This window comes from Serratia sp. JKS296 (assembly GCF_900215445.1).
In the GTDB taxonomy this organism is placed as follows: domain Bacteria; phylum Pseudomonadota; class Gammaproteobacteria; order Enterobacterales; family Enterobacteriaceae; genus Serratia; species Serratia marcescens.
This window is the reverse complement of the sequence record NZ_OCMX01000001.1, coordinates 268,890-285,356: the sequence shown is the minus strand read 5'-3', so window position 1 is coordinate 285,356 and position 16,467 is coordinate 268,890. Positions and strand designations below refer to the sequence as shown.

The following is a 16,467-nucleotide window of genomic DNA, read 5'->3' as shown; positions in this document are numbered from 1 at the left end:
GCGGCCCGCTCCACTGGCATTTTCCCCGATCAATCCGTATAACTGTCCCCTGTTTATTCACCGTTCTCAATACAGATACCAGACCTATGAATGACCCACTGAGCCGCATTATTGCAACAGAACTGCAGGCCCGGCCGGAGCAAGTCGACTCCGCCATCCGTCTGCTGGATGAAGGTAATACCGTGCCCTTTATTGCACGCTATCGTAAGGAAGTCACCGGGGGCCTGGACGACACCCAACTGCGCCAGCTGGAAACCCGCCTGGGTTATCTGCGTGAACTGGAAGATCGTCGCCAGACCATCCTGAAGTCGATCGATGAACAGGGCAAACTGACTGAACAACTGGCGGGGGCGATCAACGCCACGCTGAGCAAGACCGAACTCGAAGACCTCTACCTGCCGTACAAACCGAAGCGCCGCACCCGCGGCCAGATCGCCATCGAAGCCGGCCTGGAACCGCTGGCGGACACGCTGTGGCAGGATCCGCAACAGCAGCCGGAACAACTGGCCGAACGCTACGTCGACGCCGACAAGGGCGTGGCGGACGTGAAAGCCGCCCTCGACGGCGCGCGCTATATCCTGATGGAGCGCTTCGCCGAAGACGCCGCGCTGCTGGCCAAGGTGCGCGACTACCTGTGGAAAAACGCCCATCTGGTGTCCAAAGTGGTCGAGGGCAAGGAAGACGAAGGCGCCAAGTTCCGCGACTATTTCGATCACCACGAACCGATTTCCCAGGTGCCTTCGCACCGCGCGCTGGCGATGTTCCGCGGCCGCAACGAAGGCGTGCTGCAGCTGGCGCTGAACGCCGATCCGCAGTTTGAAGAAGCGCCGCGCGAAAGCCAGGCGGAGCTGATCATCATCAATCACCTCAATCTGCGCCTGAACAACGCTCCGGCCGACGCCTGGCGCAAGGCGGTGGTCAACTGGACCTGGCGCATCAAGGTGTTGCTGCACCTGGAAACCGAGCTGATGGGCACGGTGCGCGAGCGCGCGGAAGATGAAGCGATCAACGTCTTCGCCCGCAACATGCATGATCTGCTGATGGCTGCGCCGGCCGGCATGCGCGCCACCATGGGCCTCGATCCGGGCCTGCGCACCGGAGTGAAAGTCGCCGTGGTCGACGCAACCGGCAAGCTGGTCGCCACCGACACCGTCTACCCGCACACCGGGCAAGCGGCCAAAGCCGCCGCCATCGTCGCGGCGCTGTGCATCAAACACAATGTAGAGCTGGTGGCCATCGGCAACGGCACCGCGTCGCGTGAAACCGAGCGTTTCTATCTCGACCTGCAAAAGCAGTTCAGCGACGTCCGGGCGCAGAAAGTGATCGTCAGCGAAGCGGGCGCATCGGTGTACTCCGCGTCCGAACTGGCGGCGCAGGAGTTCCCGGATCTCGACGTATCGCTGCGCGGCGCGGTGTCCATCGCTCGCCGCCTGCAGGATCCGCTGGCGGAGCTGGTGAAGATCGACCCGAAATCCATCGGCGTCGGCCAGTATCAGCACGACGTCAGTCAGAGCCAGCTGGCGAAGAAGTTGGATTCGGTGGTGGAAGACTGCGTGAACGCCGTCGGCGTCGATCTGAACACCGCGTCGGTGCCGTTGCTGACCCGCGTGGCCGGCCTGACGCGCATGATGGCGCAGAACATCGTCAACTGGCGCGACGAGAACGGCCGCTTCAGCAACCGTGAACAGCTGCTGAAGGTCAGCCGCCTGGGGCCGAAAGCGTTCGAACAGTGCGCCGGCTTCCTGCGCATCAACCACGGCGACAACCCGCTGGATGCCTCCACCGTTCACCCGGAAGCCTATCCGGTGGTGCAACGCATCCTGGCCGCCACCGAGCAGGCGCTGCAGGATCTGATGGGCAACGCCTCCGCGGTGCGCAGCCTGAAAGCGGTTGATTTCACCGACGACAAGTTCGGCGTGCCGACGGTCACCGACATTCTGAAAGAGCTGGAGAAGCCGGGCCGCGATCCGCGTCCGGAGTTCAAAACCGCCACCTTCGCCGAAGGTGTGGAAACCCTCAACGATCTGCAGCCGGGCATGATCCTGGAAGGCTCGGTGACCAACGTCACCAACTTCGGCGCCTTCGTGGATATCGGCGTGCATCAGGACGGCCTGGTGCACATCTCCTCGCTGGCGGACAAATTCGTCGAAGATCCGCACACCGTGGTGAAGGCCGGCGACATCGTCAAAGTGAAGGTGATGGAAGTCGATCTGCAGCGTAAACGCATCGCGCTGAGCATGCGCCTGGATGAGCAACCGGGCGAAGGCTCGCCGCGCCGCGGCGGCAACGCGCCGGCACAGTCGCGCGACACCGCCACCCGTTCGGCGGGCGGCAACAAGGCCAAACCGCGCAACGCGGCGCCGGCCGGCAACAGCGCCATGGGCGACGCGCTGGCGGCGGCATTCGGCAAGAAACGCTAAGTCAGAGCCAACAGGGCGGAGCCTGCTCCGCCCTTTCTGATGAATAAAACTTGCGGCATTTCTTGACCCGTCTCAATAAACCGTCATCTTTTTATTTCCCGTTCCTGCGTGATCACCCTCTCATTATTCAGCCAGCAAAAATGCCTTCTGCAGCCATTTATTAACAACTTTGTTAACACGCATTTTTCATCTCGCCAATTGTGAGAGAAACACAAATGGTTACCGCTCGCATTACGGCGGAATAATGTTATCGAATTGCTTTTCAGCGGAAATAAATAAAGGGAAAAAACCCTCGATATTTGCAAACGAGAAAACTTGGCTACAAATACGCAACTGATTTAACTCGCCATTCTCATTTGTTCCCCATCGCAAGCGGTGGTAAAACGTCGTTAATCAAGACAACGCCATCAAAAACTGTCGACGCCATAATAATTGGTTACAATACCCCTACTTTTTGTATTGAACGCGATAATGATAATTACTATTATTTGCGCTCACTTTATTGCATGACCTTATGGATGAATACCGCCGACGGCGTGGCATTTTCGCCGGCAACGTCCAATTATCATCAGCCCGATGTTCATCGGCACCCGGAAGGTTAATCACATGCAGCTTCAACCTAAACACACATATAAGATTATCGGCTTTTCCGGTGAAATTGCGCCGGCCTACCGCCAGAAACTGTTATCGCTCGGCATGCTGCCCGGCTCTTCGTTCGACGTGGTGCGCGTCGCGCCGCTGGGCGATCCGATAGAAATTAAAACCCGCCGCGTCAGCCTGGTGCTGCGCAGGAAGGATCTGGCGCTGCTGCAGCTCGACGGCCAGCCCTGAACCGGCACGCCTCCATTTGCCGACGCGCCCTTGCGCCGGCGCTGTTCTCCTTGAAGACGACACGCTGAACTATGAAAAAACTCACCATCGGCTTAATCGGTAACCCGAACTCCGGCAAAACCACGCTGTTCAACCAGCTGACCGGCGCACGCCAACGGGTCGGCAACTGGGCGGGCGTGACGGTCGAACGTAAAGAAGGCCATTTCACCACCCCGCAGTCCGACGTGCGGCTGGTCGATTTGCCCGGCACCTACTCCCTCACCACCATCTCGGAGCAAACCTCGCTCGATGAGCAGATCGCCTGCCACTACATTTTGAGCGGCGACGCCGATCTGCTGATCAACGTGGTCGACGCCTCCAACCTGGAGCGCAACCTCTACCTGACGCTGCAATTGCTGGAGCTGGGCATCCCCTGCATCGTGGCGCTGAACATGCTCGACATCGCCAAAAGCCAGCATATCGATATCGACGTCGCCGCGCTGTCGGCGCGCCTCGGCTGCCCGGTAGTACCGATGATCTCCACCCGCGCCGACGGCATCGGCGTGCTGAAACAGATGATCGACAATCATCGCATCAACGAACAGCAGGCGCTGGTGAACTACCCGCCGTTGCTGCTGAAAGCGGTCGCCAAGCTGAGCGACGCCATGCCGCAAACGCTGCCGGCGGTGCAACGCCGCTGGCTGGCATTGCAGATGCTGGAGGGCGACATCTACAGCCACCGGCTGGCCGGCCCCGCCGTCGCGCTGCTGCCTGCGGCCATTCAGGCGTTGCAACAGCAGCAGCAAGAAGACCCGGCGCTGGTGATCGCCGACGCGCGCTACCAGTCCATCGCCGCCCTGTGCGACGCGGTCAGCAACTCGCAGCAGGCGATGCCCAACCGCCTGACCGATATGCTGGATAAAGTGATCCTCAACCGCTGGCTGGGCGTGCCGATCTTCCTGCTGGTGATGTACCTGATGTTCCTGCTGGCGATCAATATCGGCGGCGCGCTGCAGCCGATCTTCGATATCGGCTCGGCGGCGATCTTCATTCAGGGCATTCAGTGGCTGGGTTACACCCTGCACTTCCCCGACTGGTTGACCGTCTTCCTGGCGCAGGGCGTCGGCGGCGGCATCAACACCGTGCTGCCGCTGGTGCCGCAGATCGGCATGATGTACCTGTTCCTGTCGTTCCTGGAAGACTCCGGCTACATGGCGCGCGCGGCGTTCGTGATGGACCGCCTGATGCAGGCGCTCGGGCTGCCGGGCAAATCCTTCGTGCCGCTGATCGTCGGCTTCGGCTGCAATGTGCCGTCCATCATGGGTGCCCGTACGCTGGACGCCCAACGCGAACGCCTGATCACCATCATGATGGCGCCGTTCATGTCCTGCGGCGCCCGTCTGGCGATCTTCGCGGTGTTCGCCGCCGCCTTCTTCGGCCAGGACGGCGCTGGGGTGGTGTTCTCGCTGTACATGCTCGGCATCGCGGTGGCGATCCTGACCGGCCTGGTACTCAAATATACCCTCATGCGCGGCGAAGCCTCGCCGTTCGTCATGGAGCTGCCGGTTTACCACGTGCCGCACCTGAAAAGCCTGTTGCTGCAAACCTGGCAGCGGTTGAAAGGCTTCGTGTTGCGCGCCGGTAAGGTGATCGTGGTGGCCAGCATATTCATCGGCGGCCTGAACAGCTTCTCGTTCAGCGGCAAAACGGTCGACAACATCAACGACTCCGCGCTGGCCTCCGTCTCCAAGGTACTGACGCCGCTGCTGCAGCCGATGGGCGTCCACAGCGATAACTGGCAGGCCACCGTTGGGCTGGTGACCGGCGCGATGGCGAAAGAAGTGGTGGTCGGCACGCTGAATACGCTGTATACCGCCGAGCACATCAACAAAGAGGCGTTCGACGCCGCCAACTTCAACTTGCTCGATGAACTGGGCGGCGCGCTGCAGGAAACCTGGGACGGCCTGAAAAACACCTTCAGCCTGAGCGTGCTGTCCAACCCGATCGAAGCCAGCAAGGGCGACGGTGAGATGGGCGTCGGTTCGATGGGCGTGATGAGCAGCAAATTCGGCTCCGGCATTTCCGCCTACAGCTACCTGATCTTCGTGCTGCTGTATGTGCCTTGCGTTTCGGTGATGGGCGCCATCGCCCGCGAATCGAGCCGCGGCTGGATGACCTTCTCTATCCTGTGGGGGCTGAACGTCGCCTACTCGCTGGCGACGCTGTTCTATCAGGCGGCGACCTTCAACCAACACCCGCAGTACAGCCTGACGGCGATCCTGGCAGTGGTGCTGGTGAATCTGCTGGTGCTGTTCGGCCTGCGCCGGGCGCGCAGCCGCGTCACGGTGCGCCTGGGCAACGCCACGCCGGCGGCCTGTTGCCAGAGCGCCAAAGGGAGCTGTCACTGATGGCCGGGCTGCTGCAGGTGCGCGATGCGCTGGCGCTGCGCGGCAGCGCCCAGGCGCAGCAGCTCAGCCAATTACTGGCGACGCCGCTGCCGCTGGTGCAGGCGATGCTGGATCGTTTGACGGCAATGGGGAAAGTGGAACGTATCGAACAGGATGGCGGCGCCTGTCTGAGCGGCGGCTGCAAAAGCTGCCCGCAGGGCCAGGGATGCAGCACGGTATTCTACCGGCTGAAGGCCTAACGATCAGGGGCGCCGCAGCGGCGCCCCTTGCCGTTCAAGGCTTATTGCTTGTCTTTGTAAACTTCGGCGATGGCGCTGAATTTACCGTGTTCGCGGCCCGCCAGGATCACGTAGTATTGACCGCCCTTTTCGTCCGCCAGTTTGGACAGCTCTTCCTTGGCGTCCATCGGTGACGTGGTTTCCGCCGTCGTGGTGACGGTGCCGATCTTCTCGTATTTACCCGGATTCTTATCCAGATCTTCCTTGGTCAGCAGGGTTGCCGCCATGGAGCCGAAAGACACCGAACCCAGCACTGCCGCTGCAATAATCATCTTCAATGATTTCATGACACTAACCTCTCAATGGATAATTTATCTGTTATGAAAGCCGTCCAGGATCCATGCGTAGTACCGCAGGCTGCCGCGACATCCACAGGCCTCGTTGCTTTCCCTGACGAGGCCTGTTTCCCAGAGACGAAACGCCAAAATGAAAATCGCCGCACGCGGTCTTTTCATTTTGCAGCCAACGCATTGACTCACTAAGTATTGAACAGCTTTGTCTTTTATCCACCCGGCGGCGTTTTTTTTCGCGCTCTATCGTGCGTTTTCCCGCTGCATTCAATGTGCTGCAATAAACGCTTCGATCATCGTCACAAATTCATCGGGATGAGAGATAAACGGCGCATGGGCGGCTTTGGCCACGATCTGCGACGTGGAGTTCGGCCAGGCGGCGTCGAGCAGCTCGGCGACCTTGCGCGGCACCAGCCCGTCCAGATAGCCGTAGATCCGCAGCAGCGGCAGATTCAACTCCGCCAGCGGCGCGCGCAGATCGGCGGTGCGCAGGATCTCCAGCCCGCCGTTCAGTACCTCGACGCTCGGCGTCGGTTGGTTGAGCACTACCGCTTTCAGCTGGCGCGCATCCTGACGCGCGCTCTCGGTGCCCAGCGTCTGCAGCGCCAGAAAACGCTCGACGGTGCGCTGGAAATCCAGGCTTAGCTGGTGCTGGAAACCGCTCAGCACATCCGGACGGATCCCCGGCCACGCATCGCGGGCGGCAAAGCACGGCGAAGAGGCCACGGTGATGAGCCCGCTGACCCGCTGCGGCTGCATCAGCGCCGCCTGGCTGGCCACCAGTCCGCCGAGCGACCAGCCGAGCCACCAGGCCTGCGGCGGGGCAGCCGCCAGCACGATTTCCGTCATCTGCTCCAGCGACAGGGCGCCGAACCCCTGGCTGCGGCCGTACCCCGGCAGATCGACCAGGTGCAGGCGAAAATGCGGCGTCAGCCGCGCCTGAATGCAACGCCACACTTCGGCGTTCAATCCCCAGCCGTGCAGCAGCACAAGATCGCGTTCGCCTTCGCCTATTGTTTGCCAGTACAGCGCTGTCATTGGTTATTGTCCTTTCATGCTTACCCGTCTCGGAGACGCTATGCTATCAATCCGCAGCCGCTGTTGGCTATGCCGACAACCGTTGAGCCTGATGCGTCATGGCATCTGCAGTTGCTGCCTGCGCCATCTGCCGGCCCACCCGCCGTGTTGCCCGCGCTGCGGATTGCCCGCCGGGAAGGCGCGAACGCCCTGCGGCCGCTGCCTGCAACGGCCGCCGCCCTGGCAACGGCTGGTGTTCGTCGGCGACTACGCTGCGCCCCTCAGCCAACTGGTAAAAAGGTTCAAGTTCCACCGCGCGCCCGAGCTCGCGCCGACGCTGGCGCGCCTGATGCTGTTGCGGTGGCAGCAGGCGCGCAGAGAGCAGTATCTGAACAGACCCGACCTGATTTTAGCGGTACCCTTGCATGCATCACGCTGCTGGCGCCGTGGCTATAACCAGAGCGATCTGCTGGCGCGGCCGCTGGCGCGCTGGCTGGGCTGCGCCTATCAGCCCGCCGCCTTGCGCCGGGTGCGCAAAACCGCCCTGCAACAGCGGCTGAGCGCCTCTGCCCGCAGACGCAATCTGCAGCGCGCGTTCGCCTGTACCGTGCCGGTCGCCGGCCGGCATATCGCCTTGGTGGATGACGTGGTGACCACCGGCAGCACCGTCGCGGCGATCGCGGCGCTGCTGCGGCGGCAAGGCGCCGCCTCGGTGCAGATATGGTGCGTTTGCCGCACGTTGTAGTGCCACGGCAATGGGCGTATTATAACCGACTATAGAAGTCAACTATTGAGCTAATGCTATGATCCGTATAACAGATGCTGCACAGGAACACTTTGCCAAACTGCTGGCAAATCAAGAAGAAGGCACCCAAATCCGCGTATTCGTGATCAACCCGGGCACGCCGACGGCCGAATGCGGTGTCTCTTATTGCCCGCCGGACGCGGTAGAAGCGACGGATACCGAACTGAAGTTCGACAAACTGTCCGCCTATGTCGATGAGCTGAGCGCGCCGTATCTGGAAGACGCCGAAATCGACTTCGTGACCGACCAGCTGGGTTCTCAGCTGACGCTGAAAGCGCCGAACGCCAAGATGCGCAAGGTCGATGACGACGCGCCGCTGATGGAGCGCGTGGAGTACGTGCTGCAGTCGCAGATCAACCCACAGCTGGCGGGCCACGGCGGCCGCGTAACGCTGATGGAGATCACCGACGACAACATGGCTATTCTGCAGTTCGGCGGCGGTTGCAACGGCTGTTCGATGGTCGACGTCACGCTGAAAGAAGGCATCGAGAAAGAGCTGCTGCAGAAATTCCCGGAGCTGAAGGGCGTGCGTGACCTGACCGAGCACCAGCGCGGCGAGCACTCCTACTACTGATACCCTTCTTACTTGAAGTTGCAGCGTTGTTGGCCGCATGCGCGCACCCCAGTCACTTACTTAAGTAAGCTCCTGGGGTTTTACGCTTGCCGCCTAGCTGCAACGCCAATTAATTCGGGTATCCGTCATTTGGATGGGACTAAAGTTCTCGTCCTTTGACCTAATACAACGACACCTCATCGTCACCCCACCGACACCTTGCGTCGGCGCTTGTCCAAATCCTTCAGCAGCCGGTTTATCCGCGGGTCGGCGAACATCTCCTCCAGCGTCCGGGTCAGCTTGCGCCGCCAGTTAGGGTACTGATCGCTGGTGCCGGGAATGTTGACCGGATCCGCCATATCCAGCCAGTCTTCCGGCTGCAGGCCGAGCAAGGCGCTGGCGCTGTCGGCGACATAACGCTGCAGGCCGCGGTTGAGCAGCGGGCTCATGCCGAGCAGCGCCGCCTTCTTGCCCACCTTCTGCGGCACGCAGCCATAGCGATGCAATCCGTCCAGCAATCCCTGCTTGGCGCGTTCCCGATCGGCGAACAGCGCCCGCAGGATTTCCGCGTCCGGGTAAAGACCCAGCCGGTTGCCGAGCGTTAGGTCGTCGCTTTGCCAGTAGCCGCGCAGCGTCGGCAGATCGTGGGTGGTGATGGTCGCCATCGCCTGCACCGGATAGGCCTGCGGCGCGCGGAAATGGTGTTCGCCGTCGCTTTCGAAATAGAGCACTTTGTAGGAATAGACGCCGCTGTCGCGCAGCTTGCCGACGATTTCCACCGGCACCGTGCCGAGATCCTCACCGATCACCATGCAGCGGTGGCGCTGGCTTTCCAGCGCCAGTACCGCCAGCAGATCGTCTACCGGGTATTTGACGTAGGCGCCGCGATCGGCGGTTTCGCCATACGGGATCCACCACAGCCGCAACAGCGCCATGACGTGATCGATGCGCAGCGCGCCGCAGCTGGTCATGTTGGCGCGCAAAAGATCGATGAACGGCTGATACCCGCGCGCCGCCATCACGTGCGGATCCATCGGCGGCAGGCCCCAGTTTTGCCCCAGCGGCCCCAGAATATCCGGCGGCGCCCCGACCGACGCTTTCAGGCAGTACAGCTCACGGTCACACCAGGTTTCCGCCCCGCCTTCCGCCACCCCGACCGCCAGATCGCGATACAGGCCAATCGGCATCTGCTGCTGTTGACTCTGGTCAAAACACTGCGCGAACTGCGTGCCCGCCAGCCATTGCAGCCACAAATAAAAGCGAACCGCGTCCTGATGTTCAGCGCAGAACTGCCGCACCGCTTCGCTCTGCCCCTGCCGATAACGTTCGGGCCAGGCCGGCCAGCCCCACTGGCTGGCGTCTTTGGCCGCCAGATGGGCGTGCAGCGCATCAAACGCCGCCTGCTGATACAGGCTGTCGCCGCCCTCAGCCACAAACAGCTCGAACGCCTGACGCTGCGCGTCGTTCGGCTGGCGCGCCTGAAACAGCGGGAACGCCAGCTTCAGCGCCGCCAGCTTCAGCTGCATCACGGCGGTGTAATCCACCCACTCCGCGGCGCGCGCCCTGGCCAGCTGCTTCTGCGTCGCCGGCTTCTGCCACCAGCGCTGCGCCGCGTCGCTGCGCTGGAAATCCTCCACCGCGTTGACGTCGATATACGCCAGATTCAGCCAGCGGCGCGACGAGGGGCTGTAAGGGCTGGCGCTCTCCGGGTTGGCCGGATACAGCGCATGGATCGGATTGAGGCCGACGAAGGCACCGCCGCGTTCCCCCACCAGCTCCACCATCAGGCGCAGATCGCCGAAATCGCCGATGCCCCAGTTGCGATCGGAACGCAGCGTATACAGCTGAACGCAGGCGCCCCACAGTTTCTTGCCGGTCAGCAAGGCGTCCGGCTCGAAGCAGCGCCTCGGCGCGACGATCACGCGGCATGACCACTGCCGCACGCCCTGGCTCAGCGTCAATTGATGGTAGCCCGCCGGCAAATCGCCGGGCAACGTCAGGGTCTTGCGCGCGCCGACGCGCCCCTGCAGGCATTCGCCGTCTTCACGCTGCAGCGCCCACAGGTACTCGCCTTCACCCGCCGGGGTCAACGCCAGCGGCGCGCCCTGATAGAACACCTTGACCGCCGGTAACGGCGACGCCGCGTCGTCCTGCGCGGCATCGGCCCGATTCATGGCCGCCAACAGCTTGCGCTTGGTCTCCGGTTCAATCGCCTGCCGCTTGCCGTGGGCATTGATGAAATCGGCAGCGATCCCCGCCTGCGCTGCCGCCTGATCGATACGCTTGCGATCCATTCGCTCTCCTTAACGTTTGGCTTGCCAGATGCGCTGCTGATAATCGCGGATCGAGCGATCCGAGCTGAACATGCCGACGCGCGCGGTGTTAAGGATAGCCCGCCGCGTCCACTCGTCCCGATCGCGATACAGTTCATCGACCCGGCGCTGCGCCTGGCAGTACGAGGCAAAGTCCGCCAGCACCAGGTAGGGATCGCCGCCTTCCAGCAGGCTGTGCAGCATCATGTCGAACGCGTGCTTATCGCCGTGGCTGAAGGCGCCGCTCGCCAGCTCGTCCAGAATCGCCTTCAGGTGCTTGTCTTTCTTGCGGTAGCTGAGCGGATCGTAACCCTTCGCCACTATCGCCTTCACCTGCTCCACGGTATTGCCGAAGATAAAGATATTGTCTTCGCCCACCTGCTCGGCGATTTCGACGTTGGCGCCGTCCAGCGTGCCGACCGTCAGCGCGCCGTTCAACGCCAGCTTCATGTTGCCGGTGCCGGAGGCCTCTTTGCCGGCGGTGGAGATCTGTTCGGAGATATCCGCCGCCGGGATCATCAGTTCGGCCACCGAGACACGGTAGTCAGGGATGAACGCCACTTTCAGGCGATCTTTCACCAACGGATCGTTGTTGATCTTCTCGGCCGCCTGATTGATGGCGTAGATGATGTTCTTCGCCAGGTAGTAGCCCGGCGCCGCCTTGGCGCCGAACAGGAAGACGCGCGGCACGATGTCCAGGTTGGGGTTGTCGCGCAGCTGGCGATACAGCGACAGGATGTGCAGCAGGTTCAGGTGCTGACGTTTGTATTCATGCAGGCGTTTGATCTGCACGTCGAAGATCGCGTCCGGGTCAAGCGTCAACCCCATCACGCCGTGCACGTAATGGGCCAGCGCCACCTTGTTGTCGCGTTTGATCTGCTGATAACGCTGGCGGAACGCCGCGTCGTCGGCGAATTTTTCCAGCCCGCGCAGCGCGTCGAGATCGCTCGCCCACTCCACCTTCAGCGTCTCGTCGATCAGGCCCGACAGCGCCGGGTTGCACTGTTTCAGCCAGCGGCGCGGCGTGATGCCGTTAGTGACGTTATGGAATTTGTTCGGCCACAGCTGGTGATATTCCGGGAACAGATCTTTCACCACCAGATCCGAGTGCAGCTGCGCTACGCCGTTGACCGCAAAGCCGCTGACCACGCACAGGTTGGCCATGCGCACCTGCTTGTTGTGGTGCACCGCCAGTTTGGCCCACACCGCCTCGTCGCCCGGCCAATGCTTATCCACCAATTTTTTAAACCTGGCGTTGATTTTTTTGATGATGGAGAAATGGCGCGGCAGCAGGCTGCGCACCAATTTTTCATCCCAGCATTCCAGCGCTTCCGGCATCAGGGTGTGGTTGGTATAGGCGAAGGTGTTGCTGGTGATCGCCCAGGCCGCCTCCCACTCCAGCTGGTGTTCGTCCAGCAGAATGCGCAGCATTTCCGGAATGGCGATGGTCGGGTGGGTGTCGTTCAGTTGGATCACTTCGTACTTCGGCAGCTCTTCAATCTTGCGGCCGGCCTGATGGTGCTTGCGCAAAATGTCCGCCACCGAGCAGGCGCACTGGAAATACTGCTGCATCAGGCGCAGGCGCTTGCCGGCCTGATGGTTGTCGTTCGGGTAGAGCACCTTGGTCAGCTTGTCGGCTTCTACGCCCTGCTTCTCCGCCTGCAGGAATTTGCCGTCGTTGAAATCGCTCAGGTTGAACGGATGCTGATGGGTCGCCTGCCACAGGCGCAGCGGCTGCGCCACGCCGTTGCGATACCCCAGCACCGGCAGATCCCAGGCTTCGCCGCGCAGGGTGAAGGCGGGGCGCCACAGTTCGCGGCCGTCGGCCTGCTTTTCCAGCTTGCCGCCGATGCCCACGTCCACCGCCAGCGCGGCGTTGTGGCGGAACCACGGGTAGCTCTCGCGCTGCCAGTTATCCGGCGCCTCTTGCTGTTGCCCTTCGCGGAACGACTGGCGGAACAGCCCGTACTGGTAGTTCAGCCCATAGCCGGTGGCCGGTTGTTCCACCGTCGCCATCGAGTCGAGGAAACAGGCCGCCAGCCGCCCCAACCCGCCGTTGCCCAGCGCCGGATCGGTTTCCTGCTCCAGCAGATCCGCCAACTTGACGTTCTGCTCGGCCAGCGCCTGCTCGACGGTGTCGTACCAGCCCAGGTTGATCAGGTTGTTCGCCGTCAGCCGGCCGATCAGAAACTCCATCGAGATGTAGTTCACGTGGCGCAGCGGTTTGGCGCTTTTGCGCGGTGCCGGCTGCGCGGCCAACTGCTCGGCCAGCGCCGCACTGACGGCTTCCCACCATTGATGTTGCGTCATCTGCTGTGCGGAACTGAGGCCGAACCGTTGCCACTGACGGGCGAGCGCCGCCAGAAAAGCATCCTTCTTGAGCGTAGGCTGTGACATAAGGAAAACTCTCTATCCAGTAAGTGGGTCAAATTGCCGCTATCGTGCCGGTGAGAAAGCCTGACGGCATCATCCCGCCTGGGGATTAGCTGGGGAGGAGGATTGGGGCGTAGCTGGAATTGTGATCTCAGGCACTGTTTGACTCCCTTGCAACGATGCAAAAAAGCCCGCCAACGCGTGCGGCGAGCACTGAGAACGTTAACCATGACGTTAGCACAAGTATTCGCACTGCTGAAGTTTTGTCCATGGCCGGAAATGCGATCCGCAACCGTATCGTCGCGCGCCGGCGCCAAACGTAAAAAAGTGTGATCGATAGCAACTTAACTCCAAGCCGATGCGGAAGCTTGTTGCAATACGTTTAGGGTTGGCAGAAGTTAGGGGGAGCTATTAATTACGAACCATAAAATAATTAGCGCCACTCCAATCCCGGCGGGAACCGCGATTTATACCCTGGAATACTATGCTGATCCCATCAAAACTGAGCCGCCCGGTACGGCTGCAAAATACCGTGATCCGCGATCGCCTGCTGGCCAAACTGGCCAGCGCGGGCAACTATCGCCTGACACTGGTCAATTGCCCGGCGGGATACGGGAAAACCACGCTGATCGCCCAATGGGCAGCCGGCAAGGCCGATCTGGGCTGGTATTCCCTGGATGAGAGCGACAACCAGCCGGAGCGCTTCGCCAGCTACCTGATCGCCGCGCTGCAGCAGGCCAGCGGCGGCCGCTGCGTCAAGAGCGAGGCGCTGAGCCAGAAACACCAGTACGCCAGCCTGTCGGCGCTGTTCGCCCAACTGTTTATCGAGCTGGCCGACTGGCATCAACCGCTGTACCTGGTGATCGACGACTATCACCTGATCACCAACGACGCCATTCACGAAGCCATGCGCTTTTTCCTGCGCCATCAGCCGGAAAACCTGACGCTGATCCTGCTCTCGCGCACCTTGCCGCCGCTCGGCATCGCCAACCTGCGGGTGCGCGATCAGCTGTTGGAAATGGGCACGCAGCAGCTGGCGTTCACCCACCAGGAGGCCAAACAGTTCTTCGATTGCCGTCTGGCGGCGCCAATGGAACAGCAGGACAGCAGCCGCCTGTGCGACGAAGTCGAAGGCTGGGCCACCGCGCTGCAGCTGATCGCGCTGTCGGCCCGCCAATCCGCCTCCTCGGCTCAGCTGTCGGCCAAACGGCTGGCGGGGCTGAACGCCAGTCACCTGTCCGACTATCTGGTGGACGAAGTGCTGGACCACGTCGATGCCGATGCGCGCGCTTTCCTGCTGCGCTGTTCGGTGCTGCGCTCGATGAACGACGCGCTGATCGTGCGGCTGACCGGCGAAGACAACGGCCAGCAACGGCTGGAGGAACTGGAACGCCAGGGGCTGTTTATCCACCGCATGGACGACACCGGCGAATGGTTCAACTTCCATCCGCTGTTCGCCTCTTTCCTGCGCCAGCGTTGCCAGTGGGAACTGGCGCTGGAGCTGCCGGGGCTGCATCGCGCCGCCGCCGAGGGCTGGCTGGCGCTGGGGTATCCGGCGGAGGCCATTCACCACGCGTTGGCGGCCAGCGACGTCAGCATGCTGCGCGATATCCTGCTGCAACACGCCTGGTCGCTGTTCCACCACAGCGAACTGGCCTTGCTGGAGGAGTGCCTCAACGCGCTGCCCTATGAGCGCCTGATCCAGAACCCCAAACTGGCGCTGCTGCAGGCCTGGCTGGCGCAGAGCCAGCACCGCTACGGCGAGGTCAACACCCTGCTGGAGCGCGCCGAGCGCACCATGCGCGAACAGAAAATTGAGATAGACCAAACGCTGCACGCCGAGTTCGACGCCCTGCGCGCCCAGGTGGCGATCAACGCCGGCAAACCGGAAGAAGCCGAACGGCTGGCGACCGAAGCGTTGAAATTCCTGCCGCTGTCCAGCTATTACAGCCGCATCGTCGCCACCTCGGTGACCGGCGAAGTGCATCACTGCAAGGGCGAACTGGCGCGCGCGCTGCCGATGATGCAGCAGACCGAGCAGATGGCGCGTCGTCATCAGGCCAACCATTACGCGCTCTGGGCGCTGCTGCAGCAGAGCGAAATCCTTATCGCCCAAGGCTTCCTGCAGGCCGCTTACGAAACCCAGGATAAGGCGTTCGAACTGATCCGCGAGCAGCACTTGGAACAGCTGCCGATGCACGAATTTCTGCTGCGCATCCGCGCCCAGATCCTGTGGTCATGGTCACGGTTGGACGAAGCGGAAGACGCGGCGCGCGCCGGGCTGAAAATTCTGGCCAACTACCAACCGCAGCAGCAGCTGCAGTGCATCGCCATGTTGGCCAAATGCTCGCTGGCGCGCGGCGATCTGGACAACGCCAATACCCATCTGCAGCGCTGCGAAACCCTGCTGCACGGCGCCCACTATCATCGCGACTGGCTGACCAACACCGACAAGTCGCGGGTGATCCACTGGCAGATGACCGGCGACACCGCCGCCGCCGCCCAGTGGCTGCGCCACACCGAAAAACCCGGCATGGCGGACAACCACTTCACGCAGGGCCAATGGCGCAACATCGCGCGGGTGCAAATCCTGCTCGGCCAGTATGAAGAGGCCGGCGTGGTGCTGGATGAACTGAACGAAAACGCTCGTCGCCTGCGGCTGGTGAGCGATCTCAACCGCAACCTGCTGCTCAGCAACCAGCTCTACTGGCTGCTGGAGCGCAAGGGCGAAGCGCAGCAGGCGCTGATCGAAGCGCTGTCGCTGGCTAACCGCACCGGCTTTATCAGCCACTTCGTCATCGAAGGCGAAGCGATGGCGCAACAGCTGCGTCAGCTGATCCAGCTCAACACGCTGCCGGAGCTGGAGCAGCATCGCGCCCAGCGTATCCTGCGCGACATCAACCAGCATCATCGGCACAAGTTCGCGCATTTCGACGAGAACTTCGTCGATAAGCTGCTGACCCACCCGCAGGTGCCGGAACTGATCCGCACCAGCCCGCTCACCCAACGCGAATGGCAGGTGCTGGGGCTGATCTATTCCGGTTACAGCAACGACCAGATCGCCGGCGAGCTGGACGTGGCGGCCACCACCATCAAGACGCACATCCGCAACCTGTATCAGAAACTGGGCGTGGCCCATCGCCAGGAGGCGGTGCAGCAGGCGCAGCAACTGCTGAAGATGATGGGGTACGGCGCGTAAAA

The 16,467-nt window shown here is 61.9% G+C and carries 11 protein-coding genes; 7 read left to right on the top strand and 4 right to left on the bottom strand.

The window, feature by feature from the left end; genetic code table 11:
* Positions 1-86: 86 nt before the first annotated feature.
* From CRO23_RS01295 to CRO23_RS01280, 4 genes are all read left to right on the top strand, one after another.
* Positions 87-2,420: a Tex family protein gene (locus CRO23_RS01295; protein WP_097101262.1), complete on the top strand. Its 2,334-nt coding sequence runs from the start codon at positions 87-89 to the stop codon at positions 2,418-2,420.
* 606 nt (positions 2,421-3,026) lie between these two features.
* Positions 3,027-3,251 carry a ferrous iron transporter A gene (gene feoA / locus CRO23_RS01290; RefSeq protein ID WP_028127609.1) on the top strand — a complete coding sequence of 75 codons (225 nt, stop codon included), beginning with the start codon at positions 3,027-3,029 and terminating at the stop codon, positions 3,249-3,251.
* 71 nt (positions 3,252-3,322) lie between these two features.
* A complete protein-coding gene (gene feoB, locus CRO23_RS01285; RefSeq protein WP_097101261.1) occupies positions 3,323-5,638 on the top strand; it encodes a Fe(2+) transporter permease subunit FeoB in 2,316 nt (771 codons plus the stop codon).
* On the top strand, positions 5,638-5,877 hold the full coding sequence (locus CRO23_RS01280) for a FeoC-like transcriptional regulator (RefSeq protein ID WP_049300451.1): 240 nt from the start codon (positions 5,638-5,640) through the stop codon (positions 5,875-5,877). The genes feoB and CRO23_RS01280 overlap by 1 nt, the downstream gene beginning before the upstream one ends.
* A gap of 41 nt (positions 5,878-5,918) precedes the next feature.
* Here the strand turns inward: CRO23_RS01280 and CRO23_RS01275 are convergent, their stop codons facing one another.
* Complete coding sequence (locus CRO23_RS01275) at positions 5,919-6,203, bottom strand: YdgH/BhsA/McbA-like domain containing protein (RefSeq protein WP_004930765.1); 285 nt, start codon at positions 6,201-6,203, stop codon at positions 5,919-5,921.
* A gap of 270 nt (positions 6,204-6,473) precedes the next feature.
* Positions 6,474-7,244 (bottom strand): pimeloyl-ACP methyl ester esterase BioH, encoded by a 771-nt coding sequence (bioH, locus tag CRO23_RS01270; RefSeq protein ID WP_016930386.1) that lies wholly within the window; start codon positions 7,242-7,244, stop codon positions 6,474-6,476.
* A 40-nt stretch (positions 7,245-7,284) separates the two neighbouring features.
* On the opposite strand from bioH, the gene gntX reads away from it, so the two are divergent.
* The gene (gene gntX, locus CRO23_RS01265; protein ID WP_028128296.1) at positions 7,285-7,968 is read left to right on the top strand and encodes a DNA utilization protein GntX; all 684 of its coding nucleotides are present in this window, start codon (positions 7,285-7,287) and stop codon (positions 7,966-7,968) included.
* Positions 7,969-8,026: 58 nt separating this feature from the next.
* Positions 8,027-8,602 (top strand): Fe-S biogenesis protein NfuA, encoded by a 576-nt coding sequence (gene nfuA / locus CRO23_RS01260; protein WP_004930777.1) that lies wholly within the window; start codon positions 8,027-8,029, stop codon positions 8,600-8,602.
* 182 nt (positions 8,603-8,784) lie between these two features.
* On the opposite strand, the gene malQ is transcribed toward nfuA, so the two are convergent.
* Together malQ and malP are read right to left on the bottom strand one after the other, a co-directional pair.
* Positions 8,785-10,875, bottom strand: coding sequence for a 4-alpha-glucanotransferase (malQ, locus tag CRO23_RS01255; RefSeq protein WP_097101259.1), 2,091 nt, complete (start codon positions 10,873-10,875; stop codon positions 8,785-8,787).
* 9 nt (positions 10,876-10,884) lie between these two features.
* Positions 10,885-13,290, bottom strand: a complete 2,406-nt coding sequence (malP, locus tag CRO23_RS01250) for a maltodextrin phosphorylase (protein WP_097101257.1) — start codon at positions 13,288-13,290, stop codon at positions 10,885-10,887.
* A gap of 460 nt (positions 13,291-13,750) precedes the next feature.
* On the opposite strand from malP, the gene malT reads away from it, so the two are divergent.
* A complete protein-coding gene (malT, locus tag CRO23_RS01245) occupies positions 13,751-16,465 on the top strand; it encodes an HTH-type transcriptional regulator MalT (RefSeq protein ID WP_016930390.1) in 2,715 nt (904 codons plus the stop codon).
* Positions 16,466-16,467: the final 2 nt, after the last annotated feature.

What these genes read in the sequence shown, in the direction of transcription:
- CRO23_RS01295 (WP_097101262.1), top strand. Translation starts at nt 87, where the DNA reads ATGAATGACCCACTGAGCCGCATTATTGCAACAGAACTGCAGGCCCGG.
- feoA (WP_028127609.1), top strand. Translation starts at nt 3,027, where the DNA reads ATGCAGCTTCAACCTAAACACACATATAAGATTATCGGCTTTTCCGGT.
- feoB (WP_097101261.1), top strand. Translation starts at nt 3,323, where the DNA reads ATGAAAAAACTCACCATCGGCTTAATCGGTAACCCGAACTCCGGCAAA.
- CRO23_RS01280 (WP_049300451.1), top strand. Translation starts at nt 5,638, where the DNA reads ATGGCCGGGCTGCTGCAGGTGCGCGATGCGCTGGCGCTGCGCGGCAGC.
- CRO23_RS01275 (WP_004930765.1), bottom strand. Translation starts at nt 6,203, where the DNA reads ATGAAATCATTGAAGATGATTATTGCAGCGGCAGTGCTGGGTTCGGTG.
- bioH (WP_016930386.1), bottom strand. Translation starts at nt 7,244, where the DNA reads ATGACAGCGCTGTACTGGCAAACAATAGGCGAAGGCGAACGCGATCTT.
- gntX (WP_028128296.1), top strand. Translation starts at nt 7,285, where the DNA reads ATGCTATCAATCCGCAGCCGCTGTTGGCTATGCCGACAACCGTTGAGC.
- nfuA (WP_004930777.1), top strand. Translation starts at nt 8,027, where the DNA reads ATGATCCGTATAACAGATGCTGCACAGGAACACTTTGCCAAACTGCTG.
- malQ (WP_097101259.1), bottom strand. Translation starts at nt 10,875, where the DNA reads ATGGATCGCAAGCGTATCGATCAGGCGGCAGCGCAGGCGGGGATCGCT.
- malP (WP_097101257.1), bottom strand. Translation starts at nt 13,290, where the DNA reads ATGTCACAGCCTACGCTCAAGAAGGATGCTTTTCTGGCGGCGCTCGCC.
- malT (WP_016930390.1), top strand. Translation starts at nt 13,751, where the DNA reads ATGCTGATCCCATCAAAACTGAGCCGCCCGGTACGGCTGCAAAATACC.